We start from the raw sequence: 24,405 nt of genomic DNA, 5'->3' as shown, positions 1-24,405 counted from the left end.
AGACTCAAGCAGGGAAGCACCCGCTATGCAGCGATGCTACTTGGTTTCCAGCTCGCTGTATTGTTGTTTTTTCCGTTGAACCTTCGCTTTCAGCCAGTCACACCAGATATCCAAACCGTCGCCATTTAACGTACTGATCGTGATGACCTCCAAATTCGGATTCACCTCCTGTGCGTCCTTCGTTACAGCATCCACAGAGAAAGGGACATAAGGCAACAAATCTGCTTTCGATACAAGCATCAATTCACTTGTCAAAAACATGCGCGGATATTTTTTCGGTTTGTCATCTCCTTCAGTAGTGGCGAGGAGTGTAACACGGTAATCTTCTCCTAGGTCGAATGCTGATGGGCAAAGTAAGTTTCCAACATTTTCAATAAACAAAAGGTCGATGTCTTCAATATTAATATGATCTAAAGCCTGTAAGATCATTTGTGCTTCAATGTGGCACATTCCGCCAGTGACGATCTGCAAGGCATTGATGCCGACTTCCCGCATTCTGACAGCATCACGCTCAGTTTCGGGGTCCCCAACCAGGACAGCGATATTCAGCTCTTTGGAGAGACGTTTTCCTGTTTCCTGCATCAAAGTGGTTTTGCCTGAGCCCGGAGAAGAACATACATTGACCACACACACATCTTTTAAACGTTCGCGGATACTTTTAGCGACGAAATCATTGGCTTTTAACAGGTGTAGTGTTGTATTTTCACATTGAACCGAGCCTACCCGGTTACCTAAACTCTTTGGATTTGACATATTGTCTGACATGATAATAAATGTTTAATCTTATTTAAAAATTACTTTCGAAATATAAAGTTCATTTCCCTGAACAATCGTATTAGATGGCTGTCCACAGTCGCAAACAAATCGGTGAAAATGGACAGGAAAATTCTTCTGACAGCTTTCACAGAAGGCGATAATATCGTTGACCACGACTTCCATTTCCATATCGCGATAGTGCGCGTTTTCGATGATAAAAGCGTCAAACGCGTTTTGAATCAGTACTGGCTGTACATTGGACAGCAGTCCTGCAGTAACCTGAATCTTTTGGATATCATCCACTCTGCTCCCATAATGTGAGCCCAACGTGTCAAAGATATCCTTTACTATACTTAGCTCGTGCATTGGTATATGTTAAGAAAATCAATAAAATAATGTAGAAAAAGCAATGTGATTTTAGCTTCGATCCCTAATAGGAAAGAAGGTAAGGACAATGACTAAAACGGGATTTTCAGTTGCTCAAACAGCAGAAAACGGGGTATGGGAATAGGTTCTAAGTCCACGACGTGTTCATAACGATAATCGTTGAACAATCCAGAGGCCAACAGGTCATGCCACATCAGGTCAATCATAACAATCCACCGATCTGTTAGCCAATCCTGATTCAGCTCCACATCCATTTCTGCTACCGCTTGTAAAGATGGATAAATGGGATCTAGATCAGCATGGTGCAATTCATGTAACCCTGCTGAAGAAAGGTAAGCGACGGGGTGAAAACTATCACTTTTCAGTACAAGACCACCTGCATTTAGCGTCTTAAATGACAGCAGTAGAATTGAAACAAAAAAAATAAAATGCTTCCACATAAGCTAAAACCTAACAAAATTTCAAGTTAATCCTTGACAACAATACAAAGTTACTACCGATCAAAGAACAAAAAGTAGCACAAATCTTGAATTTTGTTTCACAAAATAGGAAAACCCCAAAGAAAATTCCATAATTCTTTATATATTAAATTAAAATTTGGTTAAAGCAGCATTAAAACGGTATTAGAGCCATAAATACCGATAAACTGCAACTCATAACACGATCTTAGACTGTATTCATCAGCCTTGGATTCCCGTCATTTATTGGACTGAAAATTCCTTGTATTGGTCTACTGGAAAACTGAGCGGTTAGTGGTGTGATCAGCCGCTATAAATATAAAAGAAAGCCAATCCTGATCTGGGATTGGCTTTCTTTACTGATGTGATCGGTGATTAACGATGTAGATCAAAACGGTCTAATTCCATGACTTTATTCCACGCAGCGACAAAATCCTTGACGAATTTTTCACCGCCATCAGCGCTACCATAGATTTCGGCTACTGCTCGTAACTCGGCATTCGAACCGAATACCAGATCGGCGCGTGACGCGAGCCATTTTCTTGAACCGTCCTTACGCTCTGTTCCTTCGAACAATTCGCGGTCGGGAGATATCGCCTTCCAAGCCGTCCGCATATCCAGCAAGTTCACAAAGAAATCATTAGTCAGCTGTCCGGGACGCTCGGTTAAAACACCCGTCTGCGATCCATCATAATTTGTTTCGAGTACACGCATACCACCAATGAGCACGGTTAATTCTGGCACAGACAAGGTCAGCAGCTGGGCTTTATCTATCAACAGTGCTTCGGTAGAAACTGTATAGGCACCTTTTCGATAATTTCGGAAGCCATCAGCAATAGGCTCGAGATAGCCCATCGATTCGACGTCTGTCTGTTCCTGGCTTGCATCCATACGCCCGGGCTGGAAAGGAACTTTTATCGTATATCCAGCAGCTTGAATCGCCTTTTCGATGGCAGCCACCCCGCCAAGGACAATCAGATCGGCGATAGATATCTTCTTTCCGGTAAGCTGTCTGCCGTTGAATTCCTGTTGTATATGCTCGAGCACGGCGAGTACTTTTTGCAATTGGGTCGGATTATTGACCTTCCAGTACCGCTGCGGCGCCAATCTTATCCGGGCACCGTTTGCTCCCCCCCGCATATCTGATCCACGGAAAGTGGAAGCCGAAGCCCAGGCGACCGACACAAGTTCGGCAATACGCAACCCAGAAGCAAGTATTGCCGATTTCAGCTCCTCTACATCGCTTTCGTCCACCAAAGCATGATCTACAGCCGGCACAGGATCCTGCCACAACAATACTTCGGCCGGCACATCGGGCCCCAGATAACGCTCACGAGGTCCTAAATCCCTATGTGTCAATTTAAACCATGCGCGTGCGAACGCATCTGCAAAAGCGTCAGGATCTTCGTAAAATCTACGGGAAATCTTTTCATAGATCGGGTCAAAGCGTAAGGATAAATCTGTTGTCAACATCGTAGGCCGGCGCTTTTTGTTGGGATCAAAAGGATCCGGAATACTGGCATCCGTTCCTTTTGCCACCCACTGATGTGCACCGGCCGGACTTTTGGTTAACTCCCAGTCGTTTTCAAAAAGATTTTTGAAAAAGAGGTTGGACCACTCCGTAGGCTTCTGGGTCCAGATTACTTCTAACCCGCTGGTAATCGCATCTGCGCCTACTCCGGTATTAAAACTACTTTTCCACCCCAGCCCCTGCTGTTCTATTGCTGCAGCTTCAGGTTCCTTGCCTACATTATCCGCGGGTCCTGCACCATGGGTCTTGCCAAAGGTATGACCACCGGCAATCAGCGCTACTGTTTCTTCATCGTTCATTGCCATGCGGCCAAACGTGTCACGGATATCTTTGGCAGCAGCTATAGGGTCGGGATTCCCGTCTGGTCCTTCGGGATTCACGTAAATCAGCCCCATCTGGACTGCCGCTAAGGGTTTTTCCAAGTCGCGGGAGTGTATTTTGCCATCGGCATCATCATCAGCGGACAATACACCATGTGCGTCAGCCACACCTTCCGAACCATGTGAGTAGCGTACGTCACCACCTAGCCAGGTCTTTTCGGAGCCCCAATAGACATCAAGTTCAGGTTCAAAGGCATCCACCCTTCCACCGGCATAGCCAAAAGTTTTGAATCCCATTGATTCCAAAGCCACATTACCGGTCAATATCAATAAATCGGCCCAGGAGATATTTTTGCCATATTTTTGTTTTATCGGCCACAATAGGCGGCGCGCCTTATCCAGGCTCACGTTATCAGGCCAACTATTCAAAGGGGCAAAACGCTGCTGGCCGGTATTAGCACCACCTCTACCATCTCCCACACGATAAGTACCTGCACTGTGCCAGGCCATACGGATAAACAAGGGACCATAATGACCAAAATCTGCAGGCCACCAGTCCTGAGAGTCTGTCATTAACGCATGTAGATCCCGCTTCACCGCCTCCAGGTCCAACTGTCTGAAAGCCTCTGCATAATCGAAATCAGACCCCATAGGATTTGATTTTGCGTCATGCTGTCTCAAAAGATCCACCCTGAGCCGGTCCGGCCACCAATCCTGATTCTGGGTTCCACCCCCCGCCACTGGATTACGCATCGTTCCATTGTGAAAGGGGCATTTGCTGATGTCTTTTTCGTTGTTGTCCATATTAAAAGAAAGTTTATTATTAATACCTTGATTTTGTCAAATTGTTTGACGATTACTTGCATAAAAGTAAGCAAATACTCGCCTCCCTGCTCATTGAACCATTTGATGACATATAAACAAAATCTATAATAAACATATAATACCATAATAAACAACAATACACACATCTATTGCGGGTCACTATAAAGAAGCATCACCAAAACAAAAGCACTGTTTTTGTTATTCTATTATAGCGTGAACCAAAAACGAAGAAACTATGGGAGAGCTATCTACTTATTTCGTCAGCGCTTTTATCGGCATCGGCCTGGCTGCCGCTACAGGATTCCGCGTGTTTATGCCCTTATTTTTGCTGAGTCTAGGCAGTAGGCTGGAACTATTCCAAGTAGACAGCGAATGGGCCTGGACAGGTTCAAACTTAGTTTTGATGACGACAAGTGTTGCCATGTTGATCGAGGTCCTGGCCTTTTACATCCCCGTCGTTGATAATATGTTGGACGGGCTGTCGATTCCATTAGCGGCTATTTCAGGAACGGCTTTGTTTGCCCTACAATTTACAGAGATAGACCCACTCTTCCGCTGGAGCATGGCAATCCTGGCCGGCGGCGGGACTGCGGCAACGATCAGTACGGCGATGGCGGGCACACGTGCCGCCACGTCCCTGGGTACCGCCGGTCTTGGAAATTTCGTCGTTGCGACTCTGGAAACTATCGGCTCAACTATTTTGACCATATTGGCGCTATTTGTTCCGTTTATGGCTATCCTTGTCGTGATCGGTTTATTCTATTTTTTCTGGAAATTCGGGAAGAAACAATTTCGAAGGAAGTGGCGAAAAACTAAAAAGGGCTAATGCCTAGACATTGCCCTTATCATATCGCTGTGGAAACAGCTTTTTAATCGATGACCACCTCCTTCGGCGTCTTGATGTTCTCCAAGTCCTTGGGTAGAATTACTGTCAAGACACCCTCTTCAAAACTAGCGTGCACATTGTCGGTCAGCACCTGCTCATTTAACTGGAATTCGCGCTCGAATGCTGCACCTGGATGTTCTTTATAAATATATGCTGCATTGTCATTTTCATTTTCCGTACAGGAAATCTTTAAAATCCCATCGTTGATGCTTACCTGAAATTGTTCTTTTTTTCGGCCGGCGGCAAATACCTGTACTTCATAGAATTCGGCATTCTCAGCAATATTTACGGGAACAGCCGCCGCATCATGTGCTCTGCCGCCATCTTCGAAAAAATGCTGCTGAAATTTTTCGAAACGGTCTTTAAAATGCTGACCGCAAAATCTATTATAATTTGAATATGCTCTAGTCTGTTGATTTCTTTTAAACATGTCTTTCCGTTTTAATATTTTGTAAACTGTTGTTTATTATGTATTCCGTACAATTTGGATTAATATACTGGTACTATCGTGGCATCTTTCGGACGCTGTTGCTTGTGCAACGGCACTATTGCCATTACCCTTTCAGCATTGCTGTATAAATGGGGATAGACTGGGGCCTTTTCTTTTTCCGATAGCTGCATTTCCCTGCGTCGCAGTCGCGACATCGCAAAACTTCCTATTCCGATCAAAATGGTTGCAAAAAGCAGTAATTTAAAAATCGTTCCAATAATCAATGTGGCAAAGCCAACTATTGCCGTAAGCGCTAGCAGACGGGGCAATATAAATCGAATTTTATGTTTCATTTTTTTCTATTAATTGTTCATCAAATTTCCAGATCTTTTATCCACTGCAACCTCCATACATTCGCTAGCCGTCGGGCCGTTGTGGGCCAGTTTGCCGACGATCATTGCTATAGTGCCGTTTTCGGTTGCTGCATCTTTCAGAGCCTGGTATAAAAAAAGGCGCCTTTATTTAAGAAGACGCCTGTTTATACTTTTTACTTTAAAAAAATTACACTTTTTTAAAATCCACATCGGTCGCCAAAACGGCGTTTCCACTCTTCGCGCAACCGCTCTCGTTCTTCATCGGAAAGATCTTCTTGTCGATCCATAGGACGCGAAAAGTTCTTGCGGAACCCGCCACGTCCCGGTTTCCCAAAACCCCGTCCAAACAGGATTCGCGACAACACAAAAAGTCCAAAGGCCTGCCAATAAGTAATTGCCTTTAGATTGAAAATATCGCACACCACTGTGTTCCACAGAAACTGGAGTAAGGCAACCAGCAAGAAAACGCCAATGACAACCGCAGCAAATACAAACGCAAACTTGCCTCTTCCTCGTTTTCTCATTCTTCTATCCATAGCTTTATTCTTAAAATTTTAATTCCTCGTACAGACTCCGCAAACGGAGGCGCAAATGCTTAACTGCGTAGCCCTTTCGGCTAATGATCGTTTTTAGATTTTCATTTTCCATGTCGGCGATCTCCTGGAGCGTTTTTTCTTCCATCTCGTTGAGAATAAACACCCGACGTTGTTTTTCCGGCAATTCTTCCAATGCTTTCATCAATTCGTCCCAAAAAATATCTTTGAACAGTTTAAGTTCTGCATTATTGGAGTCATCTACAAGGAGAAACTGACGCACCGGAAAAGCGGATTCACCTTCTTCGTCCCCTTCCAGGAGTTCATCGAGCGATTCACTTTTCCTTTTTCGATAACTATCAGTAATCTTATTACGCGTCACCGCATACAACCATGCGCTGGCATTTTCCAGTTCGTCCATATTGGTCAGCCGGCTCAATTGATACCATACTTCTTGTAAGATATCTTCAGCGTCCTCTGCCTTTTTTACTTTACCTTTTACAAAACGTAGCAGCTGGCTTCCATAAGTCTTGACAATATCCGTAAATGATCTGGAATTTTTCTCTGCCATATGATTTTGGTATGCAATGTCCATAGTAGCGCAGACGATTCAAAACGTCTTTTACTTTAAACTATTTTATCATTTACGTATTGGTAGTACTGGTGCACATCATCCGGAATCAGCTGCTGGCTACATATGTCTGCGTGTATTTGACCTCCGCTTATCCTGCAGCACCTTCCCTTTGTCCGTAATAAAGATAAAACGATATTCTGGAAATTTTAGGATTAATTTTACGCCCTCTAGTTCCCCCAGTACCATGACGGAGGTGCTCAGTGCGTTGGCGATTTCTGCGGATGGGCCATAAATGGTTACGGAAGTCAATCCCGATGCCGGATATCCTGTGCGGGGATCTACAATGTGAGCATAACGTTTTCCCTCAATTTCTGCAAACTTTTCGTAGCTGCCGGACGTCGCTACCGAACCATCAGTGAGCTGGAGTATTTGGACCATCTGATGAGATTTGAAGGGGTTATTTACGCCGATTTTCCAAAAGTCGCCGTCGGGTCGCCTGCCCCAGGCGGATAGATCTCCAGAAGCATTGACAATACCAGCTTTTATTCCTCGGGCTACCATCATCTCCCGGCCACGGTCTGCTGCATACCCTTTCCCTATGGAACCAAAACCAATCTTCATACCCGGCAGTTCCAGAAAAATTGTCGATGCCGCGCTATCCAACCGAATATGCTTATATCCTACCTTAGCAACCGACCGGCGAATTGACGTTTCGGAAGGCATCGTTATCATGCTGCCGTCAAACTTCCAGACTTTATCCATCGCAGCAATACTGATATCAAAAGCGCCCTGTGAATTTTCGCTATACTGGATAGCCCGCTGGGTCAGTTCAAATACCTCACGATCTACTTTGACGGGCCTTATTCCTGCATTGCGATTCACTTCAGAAATCTGTGTATGCGGGCGCCATTCGGAAATTAAATTTTCGATCCGGTCGATTTCAGCGATCACTTCAGCAATATGTTGTGCGGCGGATAAGGTATCCCTGTCTATCAGCGTAATCTCGAATATCGACCCCATCAGGGTTACCTGTTTCTTAAGCAGTACCTGTGAAAATACCGCCGAAACGTTCATCCAAAGAAATAAGGGCAGCAGCAAAAATTGTCTAACTTGTACCATAACCCAACATTGTTCAAAAGTTAAAATGCATATCCTAACGGATTGCCAAACCAAGCAATTTTAGTAACAATCAGTCAATACCTGACCGATGCGTTTATAATATTCGAGTGTTTTACCTGAACTCTTCAGTAGAATTTCGTTTAATACAGCTTCTACGTCATGTTGCATTTGCAACGCGCCGCAGAGCATGACACAACCGTTATGTTCCAGCAGATTTACAAAATACACACCCTCTTCGCGGATCAGATCCATTACATATTGTGCCGGTTGCTCACGTGAAAACGCCAGCCGCAGTTGTTGCAATTGCCCTAGGTGTTTTTGTTCCTCAGCAAATTGGCGGTAGTGGGCCGTCGTCGCGTTGTCATAACGGAATCCGGCATACAGCCGGACCGGCGTTTTAGCCTGGTTTTCGGCGATCATACCTAAAAACGGTGCAATACCTGTACCATTCGCGATTAGGGCAACAGCAGGAGCAGACTTTGGAAAGTGGAATCGGGGATTGACGAGAACACGGGCTTCCAGCAGCTGATGCTGCTGGAGCTGATAAAGAAAGCTAGAACCAAACCCATCCGGGAACAACTTAACAACCAGCTGCACCATCCCGTTTTTATATCCAATGGAATAAAAGCGCTCACGCTGATCCTTTGCGGGATAAATAGCCAGCAAATCTCCCGATTGGATCTGCACCCTATCCTGCGGCTTTAATAAAACGGTAAATGTGCTGTTGTTCGCTGACAGTACGGATTTTTCGATAACCCTAAACCGCTTAAGTCCGGCAACTTTCGGGGTATAAATCGCAGGTGTGGAGGCTATAGCGATACCAGTCTTTTCGCTCCAGTGATGTATCCATGAAATCAATTCGTCCACATTTTTATCATTAACGGTATGAAGAGGAATCAGACGGTTCGCCCAGGACTGCTGCGCCAACAATATATCTATTTCATGCGCATAAGCGCAGAAGTCGGGATAAGCTTTTGACCCAAAGCCAAGCACCGAAAAATTGACGGCCTGCTGGGAATAGGTCCATATTTTTTTTCCAAACTGAGATGCATTGGAAGGCGCGGTCCCCAAACCGTACGTAGAGGTAAAGACAATAATATGCTTTGCTCTCGGAAAAGTTTGGTATTGATTCATACCTAACAAAAGTGATTTCTGTCCGTCGGCAAGGAACTGTTTATGAATCTGATTGGCAAAAAATGATGTACTACCATTTTCTGTACCGACAAGAATAATGATTTCGGCCTCACCGGTAGAATAACAATTTTTAATTTTAATACGGGTGCGCTTGAATGTAATGACAAACCCGGTATAGATAAAAAACAGGATATTTAGCGATGCCAGTCCCAGAATAATAGCCCAAATCCGATTTGTCTGGCCAGTATGCAGATCAAGGGAAACTTGTTCGGCCAACGCAGTAAACGGGTATGTCACCTCTTTATGGATAGATCCGTTCAGCTGATTTATGGTAAGCTCGCGGTCCTTCAGTTTGAGCACATAGTAGTCCTCTGGATCATCTTCCATAAAAGGGAATTCGACTTTAACGACGTCACTTAGCTTAGTTCGCTTAAAGATCGAAAAGTTCGCTATATCTCTTTCCGCCTGTTCGGTTTTGACCTGGTATTCGACGGACTGATTTGTCTTATCTAAAAGACCGATACGGACCATGAATAAATATGTTCCTGTCAAGGCCAGGATAAAAACCGGAATTAAAAATAAACGGCCTGAAACAACATGAAAATATTGAGAAAAAAAATCACGGTTGATCTTTGCAAAAAAGTTTCGAACGCCTTGCTGGCGCTTCACGATCAGTACAAGCCCAGAAACAGTAATCAGGAATAAAAGAAAAGAGACCACACCGATGATGACCCGCCCTGTCACTTTAAGAAATAGCGAACGGTGTAAAGCGGTAACCCACTGAACAAACTGACTTTTATTGTCTTTTTCGCCCAGAAATTTACCGGTTTTCGGGTCTATATATCCCTTTACAGAATTGCCTTTCGTATCAACTGCGTCAATACTCACAAATTGACCGTAATCTATTGTAAGTTCAACAATCTCTGGGTAGATCTTTCTCAAATTAGGTAGTGTCTGCGAAAGATCAAGAGAGTCGATATTTTCCGCCCTATAGGACGATCTTTGTTCATTTACGGCATCAACAGCCAGAATAACTCCCGTTACGGCCAAAAGTAGCAAAAATACGGAAGAAACAATTGCCAGAGCCAAATGGGCATACCGCCATACAGATACCAGCATTTTCTCCTATTGTATCTTGCTTAATTTGACGAGTCTAATATAGCCTTTACCGCTTGCTTTTTCGGTGATAGCCGATTTCGTCAATGGGATTTCAACCTCCGCCGTATGATAATTTTGCTCTTCAACAGCTGATTCAAAACGGAGCTTATAGCCTTTGTTAAATTTAGATTCATCGATTTCTAATGTGCGTATAGCACGATCCCCCCCGCCCACAGAAGCACCGGTGACGGCATTCAATTTCTCTTTCGTTTTGCTCTGAAATTTATACCATTCTTTCAGTGTATTATACCACTGTTTGTCCGGGCCTAACACGGCGAGTGTCTTTTCGTATGCGCCTTTCGGATTAATCAACGATATGATAACGTAAGCTTTCTCACCTTGGTAAGCGTTCATCTGTATCATACATTTGTATTTACCTGTCTGAGCAAAAGCGATTACGGAGACAATGGAAAACAGGAATGTGGTCAGCGCGATTTTAATTGTAGTATTCATATATATATATATTTTTAAAACCGTATGAAATTCCAGTCCATAGCTGGAGCTGCAAAACATACGGAAATTTCATATTATTATTTTAAAAAGTCGAGTTGTACATTTCCTTTTGACAAAAATTCATTTTCTTTTGCGAGGTCATAAGCTGTCTCATCAAATTCTGTCTTTAGGTCCTTTTTAGCCCCTAGAGATATCAAGGTTTTCAACAAAGTATCATCTTTTGCGATCAACGCTGCTTTATGCAGCGCAGTAACGCCCTCTTGATCCTGCGCATTGATATCGGCACCAAGTTCCTTAGCAAGCTGTATCATTCGGGCATTTTCTTTACCCACCGCCAAATGGTACAGGGTACTGCCATTTTTTTGCGGCGCTGCAACATCTAAGCCTGCGGATTGAAGCAGCGTTAGTTTTTTCGTAAAGTCGTCCGCCTGTGCTGGGTGGGATGCCTGTTGCTGGCTTTTCTGGACTGCTTCTTTATAGGAATTAAACCAATGATAAGCCAGATTATTACCATCTTTATCCAGCTGTCTGACCTCCGCTCCATTGTTTATCAATAGGGCGACAATTGCGGCAGAACCATTTTCAATAGCCTTGGTCAACGCCGACTCTCCCTTTTCATTTACTGCATTCACATTTTTTGCTTTGGAAAGGAGCAGCTCTACCAATTGCGGATCGTTGCCACCTGCCGCCAACATGAGTGCGGTATTACCTTCGTTATCGATCTTCGCCACATCAACACCTCTGTCCACAAAGTAGTTGATTACCTTCATATCAGGTCTACGCATCAACGCGTGCAACAGCGTCGCACCGTCTTTATTGATAACCTTCGGATCAAGTTTAAGCTCTTCGACCAGATAGGTGTAGGTTTCAAGTCCATTCGAAACTTGTCTTGAGCCTTGTGTTGCAAAGAATAATGCCTGACTGGTCGGCTTTACTCCCCTGGCGATAAGTTTTTCTATGATCATCGTGTTACCCAATTTTGCGGCATAATCCGCGACAGTGCGGCCATATTCGTCCGTATCGTGGATAGAAAGCCCTTTCTGTATAAAATAATCTGTCAGTGCAAGATCTTTGTCGGCCGAGACGGCAAGCATCATCAATGTTGCCCCGCCCTCGTATTTTTGTTTCGGATCTATACCTGCTTTGAACAGCGATTCATAAATAGCCGTGTTGGTATTACCGGTAGAGGCTGCATAGGCGATGATCGGATATCCATGGCTGTCCTGATACTTTACGTCCGATCCTTTTGCAATTAGATAGTCAACGAGTTCGGCATTGCCACTTGAAGCAGCCCAATGCAAATAGCTACGGCTGTGGTGTGTCTTTTTTGAAACACTATTTCCGTCTTGCTCAATCATAAATTTCACAACATCGGTCGCTGCACCATTTAGTATGGCCATAGTTACCGGATCAAAAGACGCTGCGTTTGGCTGCGAAGGACTATTTCCTTTTTTAATCTCATCCTGCACATCGGTCAACGTTGGCTTACCTTTCCAAAACTCACCATTCATCAATGAATTTGTCTGTGCGTTGGCATATGAAGACACAAAAAGTAAAGCTGCTAGTAATGTTTTTTTCATCAGAATATATTTTATCGCAATGGATTATCCTCAAGCTTCTTATCATTTAGCATACATGGATAGCGTGAGAATAATTCGTATGAACGTTGAGTTATCACTTTATTTAAATTAATTCTAAATTACTGCAAATCTAAAAAATAATTCCACACTAAAAAAATTATTCGGGTCAAACTGTACGTCATTGACCGTATTACAGGCTAACGTCAGGCTAGGTTTTACTTAAAATGATCAACTCTCAACTGACTATTAAGGATTAGCGAACAGCGAAAATGGCAAATTTTCTCAGATTTGCAAATCAAACAAATTTGCAGTAGTTTGCTTAATATCTAAAAAGAATATCATCATGACTACAGTTGTATCCAGCCCGATAAAGATCGCTCCCCTTAGCGGCGAGAAAGCGTATACACTTTTTAATCGTATTTATGAGCCAGCTGACGGAAAGATACTAGGCAGCATGTTGATTATTCATGGTATGCAGGAACACAGTGGGCGTTATGAGGAGTTAGCTCAATATCTCGCAGGACGTGGGGTCGCAGTGTTGACCTACGATCAACTGGGGCATGGAAAAACAGCGCGTGATAGGCATGCTCTGGGCTATTTTCAAGCCCGCCGACCGGTTCAACAGCTTATCAGTGATGCAGCGACAATGAGTAAGCTCTTAAAAAGCCGCTATGTTAACCGGCCACATTTCATACTCGGACATTCGATGGGCTCCTTTGTTGCCCGTTGTGTTCTTCAGGAAGCTGGAGACCATTTTCAGGGCGCAATAATTGTAGGTACAGGACAACGTCCCAAAGGTGCTGTCCTATTACGTGGATTATTGGCACTGTTAAACATTCTTGCTCCGCAAAAAAGAAGCAGAATCATCAATCGGCTTTTTAGCATGCGGAATAATGCCCGCTTTACCTATGAGCCCCCTCAAAATGGCAGCAATTGGTTAAGTGCCAATACGGAAAACAGGCTGCGTTTTCTCAAAGACCCCTTATGCGGCGGGCTATTTACGAACAACGGTTTTTTTACGGTGCTTAGTCTGACACTACGGGCAACAGATCCTGACAACACAGCGAAGGTCCCCCGCAACTTACCTATCTTATTCATCAGCGGGCAGGACGATCCTATTGGTGACTTCGGTGCCGGTGTTGAACAGACAGCCAATCAATTACGTTCACAGGGGCTAACCGATCTTACGGTAAATCTCTACAAAGGCATGCGCCATGAAATACTGAATGAAGATTGCAAGCAAGAAATTTTTGAAACGATTCGTCAGTGGATAACGCAGCATTTATGATGACTTTGGTGCTGGGGTAAATATAGGAGCTTGCTGTTCCGTTACGCTACTTGTTGCTCCCTCGATAACAGGCCAGCTCTGTTGCCAATTAACCTGATCCAGTAGAAGCATACGCCGGTTACCTCTCGTAGGAACCCGCGGCCGTTTTGGATCCATGGCATGGTAGAGTATCCAGTCCTTTCCGTGATCATCACGAATAATCCGGGAGCTATGTCCAGTTCCCACGAAGCTATCGTTTCCCCTTAACAGGAGCGTGCCACTCCCCCGCTTAGTCAGGTCCCGGCCTTCACGATCCAGGTAGGGCCCCCGCAGATATTTAGATCTGCCCACGAGGATATGATAGGTGCTTTTCTCCCCCTCACAGCACGAGCCTTTTGAGCCTATAAAATAATAATAGCCGTTCCGCTTATGAATCACGACTGCTTCGAAGTCCCCCGCAGCAACCTTAAACTTCTTACTTAAGTCAGGTATGGCGGTACCGTTATCATCCAGTTCGATGCCATAGGTACCTTGGGTCGGGGCATCACTAAAACTTCCCCAGAAGAGATAATTACGACCATTTTCCCGGAAAAAATACGGGTCGATTGAGTTGGGTACATCGATTTCTTTGCTATCGAATAGTTTCCCCTGATCAACAAACGGTCCTTGGGGATTTTCAGCTATCGCAACCCCGATGCCGGGATTAGGATCGCCCCAGGTCGAATACGCATAATACATGATGTATTTTCTATTCAGCACAACCACGTCCGGCGCCCAGATTCCTCCTGCAGCTTTCCAACTGGGTTTAGCAGAAAAAGCAGTACCGATCCAGTTCCAATGCACAAGATCATTGGACTGCAGAATGGACACGAGGCGCTGCCCTTTACCGTCCCCCCAGTTATCCGCTGTTCCATAAGCGTAAAAGAGTTTATCTTCGGGGCTTCGCACGACAGAGGGGTCAGCAAGTATTGGTTCAAAGACAGGATTGGAATACATCTTTTTTTGTACCGATAAATTGCCGGTACGGACCGTCTGAGCAACCGAGCCTGCTGAACTCCCACAGGAGTTCAGCAGGCTTGGTAACACAACTGCGCCGATGCAATATTTTGTTATCAAACGTAACATTAGTTTTTAATTAAATACAAAATCATTACTCATTATACTGTTGATATGCTGTAGCCTATTTGATTGGAGCCGTATACAATGCCCGGTGCACAGCGTTCAGTTCAGCCTCAGGCATTTTGACCACTTTACGGTCATAAGTCATTAGTCCATTGGTTTCGACTTCAACATCCGTCGTCTGTGTATAAACTGCCGCCGAAAGCCCCATTGGAATAAGTCTTGTTAAGTCGCGAATCAAATGCTTGTACCGTTCCAGGAGCTCAGTTTTATTCTTGAAAGTCTGATAGCCCCAATTATCTTTTTGCTGCCAGGTATGTCCATCCACTGGAAGCCCAAGGCCGCCAAACTCACCGAGTGCTAATACTTGTTTGGATCCAAACAGACGAGGATCTGGCATGGCGGCATCTGGATAATTATGAATATCCAAGATATGGCCTGTCTCCATAAAGTTACCTCCACTGGCGCTGTTCACTAAACGGGAAGGATCATTGGCGATCGTCCATTCGGTAATCTCTTTCGTTTTAAACTGTCCCCAAGCTTCATTAAAAGGCACCCAAATGACAATACTTGGAAAATTGTGAAGCACATCCATAATGTTCTTCCATTCCTTTCGATAGTAGCCTTCCGATTGTTGAGTGCGTATTTTATCACGATTACCGCCCGATATTTTGCCGGGTTGCATATCCCAATGATTACCTCCTAAATCACCGCTCGGCATGTCCTGCCATACCAGAACACCAATACTATCGCAGTATCGATACCAGCGTGCTGGCTCCACTTTAATGTGTTTGCGGATCATATTAAAGCCCATTTCTTTTGTCTTAATAATATCAAACTTCAATGCTTCGTCGGTCGGAGCAGTATGCAAGCCATCGGGCCACCAACCCTGGTCGAGGGGACCGTATTGGAAGTTGAACTGATTATTTAACATCAGTCGCTGTATGCCGTTCTGGTCTTTTTCCATACTTATTTTACGCATTGCAAAATAGCTCTTCGCATGGTCGATCACTTTACCTTTACGAAGAAGCTGAATTTCTAAGTCGTAAAGCTTGGGATTGCTGGGAGACCAAGGTTCCAAATTCGGTACAGCAAGGTCAAACAACGTATTAGGTTGGCCATTTTGTTCTTTAATAACGCGGCTTCCGTCCAACGCCCGCACTTTGATTTCGTCGCCGGCCTGGCTTCCTTCTACTATTGCTTGGAAAGCTAAGACTCCCTGATCCAAGTTGGGCGTCTGTTTGGTATTAACAATATAGGTTTGTGGTACACTTTCAAGCCATACTGTTTGCCATATACCTGTTACTGGGGTATACCAAATTCCATTGGGATGATTTACCTGCTTGCCTCTGGGCTGGGGGCCATCATCTGTCGGGTCCCAAACGCGCAAGGCGACTTCCTGTTTCGCCCCTTTCTTAAGCAAACGAGTTATATCCATGGAAAATGGATCAAAACCACCTTCATGGCGCCCGACCAGTTGGCCATTGACATATACATCACATTGCCAGTCAACGGCACCGAAATGCAACAGCACCTTATTCTTGCTGACAGATTTATCTAGTGTTATGACATTGTAGTACCATAGTGCTTTATCTTTTCCAACCTGCTTGCCGACTCCTGAAAGCGCGGATTCTATGGCAAAAGGAACTAAAATCTGACCATCCCATTGAGTAGGGATCTCTTTTGTATCCACCCCGGTCACCGCGTATTTCCATAATCCATTCAAGTTTTGCCAGTTGTTGGATCTTATTAATTGTGGTCTTGGGTATTCCGGATGTGGCTGCCGGGGTGTTACTTTTTCTGCCCAAGGGGTCAATATATGCGTATTGACCGGTTTCCAATCTTGCGCAAAATTCAATTGAGCAGCTACCATCAAGCTCGCAAAAAATAAGGTTTTTTTCATCATAAAAGCTGTTTTATTTGTATATTTTATTGTTTAATAGTTGGAAAAGCCGAGATACGCAATCGAGCAGCCCCCATCGGGATAAGTTCTACTTCCTGAACTGCAGCCGTACTTTCAACAGGACTCACAGGCAATACTCCCGTCAATCCGTTTTCATCAATCTTCCAACTATCGATTTGTTTTGCCTTCACCATAATTGAAATTGGTACCGCATCTACGCTGAACGGAAAGTTGTCCTTCGGCCAGGGACGTCTGACGATTTTTAACCGGTCGACAGTTTTCAACTGCTGTGGAAGCAAACCATAATTCCAGTCGCTGGCAGGCAGAATTTCGTAGGAGGGCCATTTTGCCGGATCAGCTGTTTCCTGCCATTTCGAATCGCCAATTGCGGAAACTTTACTATCCTTTTTTACATAGTTTTCTTTAATCTTCAACGCATAAGTAAGCGGTCCGCGTTGGATACTGACCGCATTCTTGTTTTCGGTCCAGATTTTTAAAGCCACGTGCATGGGTAGCGAAAGCTCTACTCGATCGCCGTCGTGCCATGCACGATCAATGCGTATGTATTTTGTGCCTGCGTTTATCTTTTGGGCTTTACCATTAATCTTGACCTGTGCTTGCGTCGCCCAAGCTGGTACCCGCAAATAGAATGGAAAACTGACTGTCTTTCCATAGGTGTCTATTTCGAAATGAAGTGACTCCTCAAAAGGATAATCGGTAACCTGCTTCACTTTTATTCTCTGGTTATTGGCTACTTTAGCTTCAGCAGTAGAGGCTGCATATAAGACAGCAGCAAGCCCATTATCATTGGTGGCCATATAAAGATGCTCGGCGTAATAGGGCCAGCCCTGGCTGTGATTATGCTGGCAACAGCGAGAACTAAAAGGATTCATCATCAGGAACGGCCCATTGTTGTCAATTCCAGGAGCGTGGTTGTGGCTGTCACTGATACTCATGTTGGGACTTGTGATATAACGTAATGCTTTAAAGTCAGCGGTGACTGCTGCGGGATAAGTATTAAAAGCAACTTCCTCGGCATGGTCTGCCCAGAATGGATCTCCTGTTATCCCCAACAGAATTTCGTTGGATGCCATCTGCTCCACCATACCGCAGGTTTCAACTCCTTGACGTGGATCGGTATAACCGGGCCGAGCGTTTTCATCAGCACCAAACATCCCGCCCGGTACTTGTCCAAAGACTTGTCGCACAAATTGAAAATTATCATAAGTTGCCTTTAAATCCTCCTCAGCCTGGCTTTTGAGATAATAAGTAGCAGGTTCTCTAAAACACTGTGCGATATTGACGTTGTGCCAATTGGGTAAATCATTTTTCTGTCGCCAATTCGCGGTATTTCGGTGAATTTTGTCAGCAAGCTCCAATAACCAACCGTTATTTGAAGTCCGATTGTACAGCCAATACACCGACAACAGGTTATCTCCGCCACGACTATTTTCCCAATAGTCTTTCAAGAAGAAACTGTCTGGTAAATTTGCCTGCCATTTAAAGTAATTGGTCATCAGAGTAAGCACGCGTTGATCTCCGCTATATTCATAATACGACTGCAGGCACCAAAGCATAATCATGTTGCCCCACAGATCAGGCTTATTGTTTCGCAGAATCAATGGACCGAAGTAGCCATCGGGTCGCTGGCTTTTGATTGCGGCTTCAAGCCATATTTTAGACTCGGCAATAATACTAGGATCCTTTAATATATAGCCTAAATTTGCATAACCTTTCAACCAATATGGAACCTCCTCCCAACCGTAGTCACCTTTGCCATCCGTGCTCAACCAAGCGTTATTCTTTTTGGATAGCCAAGCACTGATTTCACCTAAATGTCCAGTCAGACCATCTTTCTGCAATTCCAGGTACTTGCCCAGCCATCCCTGAGGAACGATGTTCCCGACAGGTAATTTCAGCAAGGCGTTCTGTTTTAGCGGAAAGCGGTTGTTTATATAATTTAGGTTTCTGCCTGCCAGCGGCAGCTGCCTGACCTCAGTCACTATACTCGTCTGAGCCGAAGCGAATAGGCAAAGACCGGTCAAATAAGATAATAGGGCAACTTTTTTTATCATTATCAATGGATTAGTACTATAACTGATTAGTCAAATTTATGTTTTAATTAACACTTAAAAGGATTGATTTTTCTCAAAACACTGCCTATTTGTATCAAATGTGATTAATGATATGGAGGCCTATTATCCTAAGAAGGAAACAAAAAAGAAAGCACGTCACTTCACAGCGAGATGCTTTCAAAACCAATCATTATAAATATGAATTATTTTACCGAAAAACGGTAGAGGGATTTGGTATGGTAAATAGCTCCGGGCGACAAGACCGTCGTCGGAAAATTAGGCTGATTAGGCGAGTCGGGGAAATGCTGAGGTTCTAAACAGAATGCTGTTCTAAAGGAATCTTTTGCACCGTTTTTAAGCTGCACCTGTTCGTTCATAAAATTACCGCTGTAAAACTGTATGCCTGGCTCAGTAGTGAGAATATCCATGACAATACCGGATTTATCTCCGACCACACGCGCCGCTTTATACCAATCCCCCTCTTTTTCCTGCGCCAAAACAAAATTATGGTCATATCCCTTGCCATATTCTAATTGCAGATCTCGAGCATCGATATCCTTTCCAATTCGTTTCATTACAGTAAAATCAAATGGTGTCCCTTTTACGGTAGCCAGCTGACCTGTTGGTATCAGTGTGCTATCCACCGGAGTATATTGCTCTGCAAATAGCTGAAGCTCATGATTTAAGATTGTGCCGCTCCCTTCCCCATTCAGGTTAAAATACGCATGGTTTGTTAAATTAATAACTGTCTTTTGATCAGATTGTGCCCGATAGGTGATTTCTAACGCATTATTATCATGTAAGGTATAGGTAACCTCCATATTGATATTGCCAGGAAATCCCTCGTGCCGATCAGGCAATGTATAACTAAAAGTAAGTGACGATTTATTAGATGACTTCAAAGTCCAGTTGGCAAAATGAACTCCTTTAAAACCACCATGAAGCGTATTCGGACCATTATTGACCGCCAGTCTATACCTTTGGTCATCTAATATGAATTGTCCTTTTGCTATGCGGTTACCGAACGGTCCAACTATTGTACCGAAAAATGGTTCTTTCGGGTTATTGTAACTACTGGCTTTAGAAAAGCCTAAAACCACGTCGATAAAGTTGCCCTGCCGGTCGGGAACCCATAAACCCACCAAACGAGCACCAAAATTTGTCAAGTATGCTTTTGCACCCGTTGAATTACTTAATTCGTATAAATAGGACACTTTTTGATCGATTACCGCTTTAAAGGAAGCGGTGTCCATATAACTTATCTGAGAATCAGGTTTATTTTTTTCTGATTTGCCAGACTGCTGACAGGAGCTTCCCAATACCAATAGAGCCATTGCCGCAGTCAATGCCGATATTCCATTCATTCGTTTTGATTTATAGGGTTTATAATCCTAGTTTAAGTAAGAACGATATTCTTATCTATATTTTTTATAATTTTAGCAATTACAATCTATCGCCTAAAGTGCTAAATATTTTAATTTTAATATGATTAATTTGTTTCATTTTAACGCTATTTTGTATCAATATGTGAATGATCATGGCAAACCTAAAATCTCTGTTTATTCTCTTTCTGTTGTTGGTCGGGGAATTGGTCTGTGCGCAGCCTTATTATTTTAACCATTATCAGATCAACGAAGGTCTATCCAACAATGCAGTGATCTGTAGCATGCAGGACAGCTATGGATTTTTGTGGTTTGGAACAAAGGATGGCTTAAACCGATTTGACGGGCATAATTTCCGACATTTTAATTCTTCGACCACCGAAAAGAACAGCCTTGGCGGCAACAACATTATTTCGCTAAGAGAAGACTTTAATAAACATATCTGGGTCGGTACCGATCAGGGTATTTATTGCTATAATCCGGTAGACGAACAATTTAGATTGCTCAGCAAAGAGTTTGAAAACGCTGACGTACCGGTGATCATCACTGATCAAAAACAAAGAATCTGGTTTATCTCCAATGGTATGCTTTATTGTCACGATCTGATTAAACAGATCACCAAACAGATTACCAAATCAGATCTCTATATCACATCGGTCAGCTGCACAAAAAATGGAAACATATATTTTGGTACACCTGAAGGCAAGATGTTCCAAGTAGACGAGTCCGGCCGGCCATTTTTGATGCTCGATTTCCAACTAAAATACGGTGCGAAAGATTGGTTTAGTATTGAGAAAATTGCGGAAAACCGGCAAGGAGAATTATTAATAGGCACTTCTAAATCAGGTGTCTATACATACAATCTGAAATCCAGAATTCTGAAATCTATTTTGGGACCTGATCACGTGCACCAATTCCTATATGTACGGGATATCCTGCAACCAAATGAGAACGAATATTGGTTTGCCACTGAATCTGGCCTCTTTATTTACCGAATTGACAGCCAAACCTTTATCAATATTCAAAAAGAACGGGAAAATCCATGGGGTATTTCTGATAACGCGGTATATAATATTTTGCAAGATAAAGATCAGGGCATTTGGATAGGCACCTACTTTGGTGGAATCAACTACTATCATAAAAATAACAGCATCATCGAGAAATTTTTGCCGGGGGAGCAGCCGGGCCGCCTAAAGGGATCCGTTGTCCGTATTATCAGAAAAGATGCTTCGGGTCATATATGGATCGGTACCGAAAATGGCGGACTGTCTAAATTAGACCCACTTTCTGGCAATATCGAAAACTATTCGGAAAAAAAAGGCAACCTAGCCAACAATAATATACATGGTATCCTTCCGATCCAGGATAAGCTGCTTGTGGGCTCCTTTGTCAATGGTCTGGATATCTTCGATGCGACGGCGCAGCGTGTCACCTATCATATTGATAGAAATAGCTCTGTTAAATCGGATCTGCAAAGCAATTTTCTTTTCTTCATACAACAGACACGAAATGGAGACATATTAGCGGCATCTACACGCGGATTTTATCGATTTGATCTTAACACGAAAACATTTCACCTGATATCGAATGTACCAGCATATATGTTTTATACGACCATTTGGGAAGACAAACGAGGCAATATCTGGCTAGGTACCTGGCGTGATGGGCTGATTTGTTATCATCCAAGAAGCGGATATTTTAAACACTACAGACACCATGCGGCAGATCAGCACTCATTACCCAACAACCGTATCAATAGTATCTTTGAAGATTCCAAAAATCAGATTTGGGTGGCAACAGAAGGTGGTATGGCAAAAAAGCTGCCCCAAGGCGAAGGTTTCGAGAAAATTGGCATAAATGAGGGAATGCCCAGCAACGTCATCTTGGCGTTTCTCGAAGATCGTCAGAATAATCTTTGGGTAAGTACATCAAAAGGGTTAGTAAGATACAATATATTACATGGCAAAAAGCGGATTTTTAACCTCGAATCCGGTCTTCCCACAGTTCAGTTCAACTATAACTCATCTTTTAACGATGATGCCGGAAACTTTTATTTTGGAACGATCAACGGGCTGATTCGATTTGATCCCTACAAGCTCAATGCCATTAACTATAACACTGATATCCCCATCTACATCACGAATCTACAGGTTAACAACAGAATGATACGTCTCGATACAGATAGTAACATTTTGTCAAAGTCTATTCTCTTTACAGACAAAATCCAGTTAAAACACGACGAGTCGTCATTCAGCCTAGATTTTGCCGCACTGCATTATCAAGCTCCGCATTCTATACATTATAGTTATCAAATGGAAGGCCTTGACGAAAATTGGGTAGACATCAACAGTGGTCAGCGCGCGTATTTCACTAAACTGTCACCCGGCAAGTATATATTTACCATTAAGGCCAAAGATCCCAATGGAAATACAATACCCACTTTCGCCAGACTTGAAATTGTGATTCTGCCACCGATCTGGGCCAGTATACCGGCATATATCTGTTATGCCTTAATTTTCTTCGGACTAGTGGCCTTTGTTTTCTATCATTTTAACGAAAAGGTTAAACAGCGTAATAGACAGCATCTTCTAACCGTCCAAAACCATCGGGAGCAGGAACTATATCGATCAAAAATCAATTTTTATACCGACGTAGCCCATGAGATACGTACGCCGCTCACCTTAATTAAAGCGCCATTGGAAAAGCTGATGGACAAAGTAGAACATAATCCCGTCACCGACAAACTGTTACTCACGATGCAAAACAATACCGATAAATTGATTAGCCTCAGCAATCAGCTGCTGGATTTCAGAAAGGTTGAGGCCGAAGGCTTTAAACTGCGTTTTGAACTCGAGAACATCAGTGAGATTGTACAGGATATTCTGAGTAACTTCAGCATCACAGCCCAAGCCCAGGAAAAGAGCATACAATCCTCCATTACCCCCTCCATAATGGGCTACATTGATGCTGAAGCTTTCGACAAAATCTGCTACAACCTCTTCAATAATGCGCTAAAATACTCCTCAAAATGTATAGAAGTCGATCTAAAGGTTGATAAACAGAAAAATATGCTTATATTAACCGTGAAAAACGACGGTACACTAATTCCGCCGAAAGATAGGGAAAGAATTTTCGAACCATTCAACCGCTCAAAGCAAAATAGGAACGTTCATGGAAGTGGCTTAGGTCTGGCACTGACAAAGTCTTTGACATTGAAACACCAAGGCGCCCTATCTTATCATGCTGACGAGTTAGGATGGAACGTGTTTAATTTGACATTACCTTTGAATCACCATACAAACTCATGATTATGAATGCGAAATCCCATATATTACTGGTCGATGACCATACCGAACTGCTTGATTTTATCGCAGATGATCTTAATGAAGACTACCAGATTACGACAAGCACGAATGGAAAAGAAGCATTAAACATATTGTCGTCTGAATATTTCGATCTGATCATTAGCGATGTGATGATGCCCGAGATGGATGGTTACGAGCTCTGCAAAAAAATAAAGGAAGATATTGCTTATGCCCATATTCCAGTCATTTTATTGACTGCGAAAAATAGCATTGAGTCAAAAATTCAGGGATTGGAGTTTGGCGCCGATGCGTATATCGAAAAACCCTTTTCGCCTGCATTTTTGAGAGCTCAGATCGCGAGCTTATTAAAAAACCGGATCAAAGTGAAGGAGTTTTTCATCAAAAACCCAATGTCGCAGATACAGCATATTGGTCAAAATCAGCCAGATCAGGATTTTCTACGAAAAATTGATCAAATTATCACGGAACATTTGGATGATCCCCAATTTAACGTAGATAAAATGGCAGATATACTTTGTATGAGCCGCCCCACGCTTTACCGGAAAATTAATATTGTATCAAGTTTGTCGCCGAATGAACTGATCAATCTGACCCGTTTACGAAAGGCTGCGGAACTACTCAGCCTACGGCAATATAAGGTTTATGAAATATCCAATCTACTGGGATATAGTTCTGCAACGCATTTCTCCCGGAACTTCCAGAAACAGTTTGGCCTCAGCCCAACTGAGTTCCAGGAAGCACAGTCCAAATAAGCGCAGATGCGAGAGCCCATATCAACAAACGATATGGGCTCTTCACATAAAGTAATTCGGTAA

At 43.4% G+C, this 24,405-nt stretch carries 20 protein-coding genes; 4 read left to right on the top strand and 16 right to left on the bottom strand.

Annotated elements, in window-relative coordinates; genetic code table 11:
• Nucleotides 1-36: 36 nt before the first annotated feature.
• The 4 genes from hypB to katG form a co-directional block, all read right to left on the bottom strand.
• Nucleotides 37-765 carry a hydrogenase nickel incorporation protein HypB gene (gene hypB, locus K7A41_RS22695; RefSeq protein WP_051606491.1) on the bottom strand — a complete coding sequence of 243 codons (729 nt, stop codon included), beginning with the start codon at nt 763-765 and terminating at the stop codon, nt 37-39.
• Nucleotides 766-783: 18 nt separating this feature from the next.
• Nucleotides 784-1,122 (bottom strand): hydrogenase maturation nickel metallochaperone HypA, encoded by a 339-nt coding sequence (locus tag K7A41_RS22690; protein WP_028068599.1) that lies wholly within the window; start codon nt 1,120-1,122, stop codon nt 784-786.
• A gap of 92 nt (nt 1,123-1,214) precedes the next feature.
• Nucleotides 1,215-1,583: a hypothetical protein gene (locus K7A41_RS22685; protein ID WP_265715698.1), complete on the bottom strand. Its 369-nt coding sequence runs from the start codon at nt 1,581-1,583 to the stop codon at nt 1,215-1,217.
• Between the two features lie 393 nt (nt 1,584-1,976).
• Complete coding sequence (katG, locus tag K7A41_RS22680) at nt 1,977-4,256, bottom strand: catalase/peroxidase HPI (protein ID WP_265715697.1); 2,280 nt, start codon at nt 4,254-4,256, stop codon at nt 1,977-1,979.
• A 256-nt stretch (nt 4,257-4,512) separates the two neighbouring features.
• Between katG and K7A41_RS22675 the strand changes: the two genes are divergently transcribed.
• Entirely contained in the window at nt 4,513-5,103 is a 591-nt protein-coding gene (locus K7A41_RS22675; RefSeq protein WP_028068602.1) for a DUF4126 domain-containing protein, read from the top strand.
• Between the two features lie 43 nt (nt 5,104-5,146).
• Here K7A41_RS22675 and K7A41_RS22670 read toward each other — a convergent pair whose 3' ends face one another.
• The 8 genes from K7A41_RS22670 to K7A41_RS22635 all read right to left on the bottom strand — a co-directional run bounded on the left by K7A41_RS22670 (nt 5,147) and on the right by K7A41_RS22635 (nt 12,518).
• On the bottom strand, nt 5,147-5,593 hold the full coding sequence (locus K7A41_RS22670; RefSeq protein WP_265715696.1) for an Hsp20/alpha crystallin family protein: 447 nt from the start codon (nt 5,591-5,593) through the stop codon (nt 5,147-5,149).
• Nucleotides 5,594-5,652: 59 nt separating this feature from the next.
• Nucleotides 5,653-5,946 carry a hypothetical protein gene (locus K7A41_RS22665; protein ID WP_051606493.1) on the bottom strand — a complete coding sequence of 98 codons (294 nt, stop codon included), beginning with the start codon at nt 5,944-5,946 and terminating at the stop codon, nt 5,653-5,655.
• A gap of 218 nt (nt 5,947-6,164) precedes the next feature.
• Nucleotides 6,165-6,503, bottom strand: a complete 339-nt coding sequence (locus K7A41_RS22660; RefSeq protein WP_028068604.1) for a hypothetical protein — start codon at nt 6,501-6,503, stop codon at nt 6,165-6,167.
• Between the two features lie 10 nt (nt 6,504-6,513).
• Nucleotides 6,514-7,071, bottom strand: a complete 558-nt coding sequence (locus tag K7A41_RS22655) for an RNA polymerase sigma factor (protein WP_265715695.1) — start codon at nt 7,069-7,071, stop codon at nt 6,514-6,516.
• Nucleotides 7,072-7,191: 120 nt separating this feature from the next.
• Nucleotides 7,192-8,193, bottom strand: coding sequence for an FAD:protein FMN transferase (locus K7A41_RS22650; RefSeq protein ID WP_028068606.1), 1,002 nt, complete (start codon nt 8,191-8,193; stop codon nt 7,192-7,194).
• A 60-nt stretch (nt 8,194-8,253) separates the two neighbouring features.
• Nucleotides 8,254-10,446, bottom strand: a complete 2,193-nt coding sequence (locus K7A41_RS22645; RefSeq protein WP_265715694.1) for a PepSY domain-containing protein — start codon at nt 10,444-10,446, stop codon at nt 8,254-8,256.
• A 6-nt stretch (nt 10,447-10,452) separates the two neighbouring features.
• Nucleotides 10,453-10,938, bottom strand: coding sequence for a DUF2271 domain-containing protein (locus K7A41_RS22640; protein ID WP_028068608.1), 486 nt, complete (start codon nt 10,936-10,938; stop codon nt 10,453-10,455).
• Between the two features lie 77 nt (nt 10,939-11,015).
• Nucleotides 11,016-12,518: an ankyrin repeat domain-containing protein gene (locus K7A41_RS22635; protein ID WP_265715693.1), complete on the bottom strand. Its 1,503-nt coding sequence runs from the start codon at nt 12,516-12,518 to the stop codon at nt 11,016-11,018.
• 343 nt (nt 12,519-12,861) lie between these two features.
• Between K7A41_RS22635 and K7A41_RS22630 the strand changes: the two genes are divergently transcribed.
• A complete protein-coding gene (locus K7A41_RS22630; RefSeq protein WP_265715692.1) occupies nt 12,862-13,806 on the top strand; it encodes an alpha/beta fold hydrolase in 945 nt (314 codons plus the stop codon).
• Here the strand turns inward: K7A41_RS22630 and K7A41_RS22625 are convergent.
• The 4 genes from K7A41_RS22625 to K7A41_RS22610 form a co-directional block, all read right to left on the bottom strand.
• Nucleotides 13,801-14,910, bottom strand: a complete 1,110-nt coding sequence (locus tag K7A41_RS22625) for a family 43 glycosylhydrolase (RefSeq protein ID WP_265715691.1) — start codon at nt 14,908-14,910, stop codon at nt 13,801-13,803. The two genes, K7A41_RS22630 and K7A41_RS22625, sit on opposite strands and share 6 nt — an antisense overlap.
• A 55-nt stretch (nt 14,911-14,965) precedes the next feature.
• Nucleotides 14,966-16,810, bottom strand: coding sequence for a glycoside hydrolase family 2 protein (locus K7A41_RS22620; RefSeq protein WP_265715690.1), 1,845 nt, complete (start codon nt 16,808-16,810; stop codon nt 14,966-14,968).
• Between the two features lie 23 nt (nt 16,811-16,833).
• Complete coding sequence (locus K7A41_RS22615; protein WP_265715689.1) at nt 16,834-18,882, bottom strand: beta-L-arabinofuranosidase domain-containing protein; 2,049 nt, start codon at nt 18,880-18,882, stop codon at nt 16,834-16,836.
• A 203-nt stretch (nt 18,883-19,085) separates the two neighbouring features.
• The gene (locus K7A41_RS22610; RefSeq protein WP_265715688.1) at nt 19,086-20,246 is read right to left on the bottom strand and encodes an aldose epimerase family protein; all 1,161 of its coding nucleotides are present in this window, start codon (nt 20,244-20,246) and stop codon (nt 19,086-19,088) included.
• A gap of 173 nt (nt 20,247-20,419) precedes the next feature.
• Between K7A41_RS22610 and K7A41_RS22605 the strand changes: the two genes are divergently transcribed.
• Both K7A41_RS22605 and K7A41_RS22600 read left to right on the top strand, forming a co-directional pair.
• Nucleotides 20,420-23,572 (top strand): ligand-binding sensor domain-containing protein, encoded by a 3,153-nt coding sequence (locus tag K7A41_RS22605; RefSeq protein WP_265715687.1) that lies wholly within the window; start codon nt 20,420-20,422, stop codon nt 23,570-23,572.
• 2 nt (nt 23,573-23,574) lie between these two features.
• Nucleotides 23,575-24,342, top strand: a complete 768-nt coding sequence (locus K7A41_RS22600) for a response regulator (RefSeq protein ID WP_232048772.1) — start codon at nt 23,575-23,577, stop codon at nt 24,340-24,342.
• The last annotated feature ends 63 nt before the right edge of the window (nt 24,343-24,405 follow it).

The sequence above is a fragment of the Sphingobacterium sp. InxBP1 genome, from assembly GCF_026191775.1.
GTDB lineage: Bacteria > Bacteroidota > Bacteroidia > Sphingobacteriales > Sphingobacteriaceae > Sphingobacterium > Sphingobacterium thalpophilum.
This window is presented reverse-complemented; position numbering and strand designations above follow the sequence as displayed.

Coding starts and splice junctions, on each gene's coding strand:
- K7A41_RS22690 (WP_028068599.1), bottom strand. CDS start 1,122: ATGCACGAGCTAAGTATAGTAAAGGATATCTTTGACACGTTGGGCTCA.
- K7A41_RS22640 (WP_028068608.1), bottom strand. CDS start 10,938: ATGAATACTACAATTAAAATCGCGCTGACCACATTCCTGTTTTCCATT.
- K7A41_RS22620 (WP_265715690.1), bottom strand. CDS start 16,810: ATGATGAAAAAAACCTTATTTTTTGCGAGCTTGATGGTAGCTGCTCAA.
- K7A41_RS22600 (WP_232048772.1), top strand. CDS start 23,575: ATGAATGCGAAATCCCATATATTACTGGTCGATGACCATACCGAACTG.
- K7A41_RS22645 (WP_265715694.1), bottom strand. CDS start 10,446: ATGCTGGTATCTGTATGGCGGTATGCCCATTTGGCTCTGGCAATTGTT.
- K7A41_RS22615 (WP_265715689.1), bottom strand. CDS start 18,882: ATGATAAAAAAAGTTGCCCTATTATCTTATTTGACCGGTCTTTGCCTA.
- katG (WP_265715697.1), bottom strand. CDS start 4,256: ATGGACAACAACGAAAAAGACATCAGCAAATGCCCCTTTCACAATGGA.
- K7A41_RS22675 (WP_028068602.1), top strand. CDS start 4,513: ATGGGAGAGCTATCTACTTATTTCGTCAGCGCTTTTATCGGCATCGGC.
- K7A41_RS22670 (WP_265715696.1), bottom strand. CDS start 5,593: ATGTTTAAAAGAAATCAACAGACTAGAGCATATTCAAATTATAATAGA.
- K7A41_RS22685 (WP_265715698.1), bottom strand. CDS start 1,583: ATGTGGAAGCATTTTATTTTTTTTGTTTCAATTCTACTGCTGTCATTT.
- K7A41_RS22610 (WP_265715688.1), bottom strand. CDS start 20,246: ATGAATGGAATATCGGCATTGACTGCGGCAATGGCTCTATTGGTATTG.
- K7A41_RS22630 (WP_265715692.1), top strand. CDS start 12,862: ATGACTACAGTTGTATCCAGCCCGATAAAGATCGCTCCCCTTAGCGGC.
- K7A41_RS22660 (WP_028068604.1), bottom strand. CDS start 6,503: ATGGATAGAAGAATGAGAAAACGAGGAAGAGGCAAGTTTGCGTTTGTA.
- K7A41_RS22665 (WP_051606493.1), bottom strand. CDS start 5,946: ATGAAACATAAAATTCGATTTATATTGCCCCGTCTGCTAGCGCTTACG.
- K7A41_RS22650 (WP_028068606.1), bottom strand. CDS start 8,193: ATGGTACAAGTTAGACAATTTTTGCTGCTGCCCTTATTTCTTTGGATG.
- K7A41_RS22655 (WP_265715695.1), bottom strand. CDS start 7,071: ATGGCAGAGAAAAATTCCAGATCATTTACGGATATTGTCAAGACTTAT.
- K7A41_RS22605 (WP_265715687.1), top strand. CDS start 20,420: ATGGCAAACCTAAAATCTCTGTTTATTCTCTTTCTGTTGTTGGTCGGG.
- K7A41_RS22635 (WP_265715693.1), bottom strand. CDS start 12,518: ATGAAAAAAACATTACTAGCAGCTTTACTTTTTGTGTCTTCATATGCC.
- hypB (WP_051606491.1), bottom strand. CDS start 765: ATGTCAGACAATATGTCAAATCCAAAGAGTTTAGGTAACCGGGTAGGC.
- K7A41_RS22625 (WP_265715691.1), bottom strand. CDS start 14,910: ATGTTACGTTTGATAACAAAATATTGCATCGGCGCAGTTGTGTTACCA.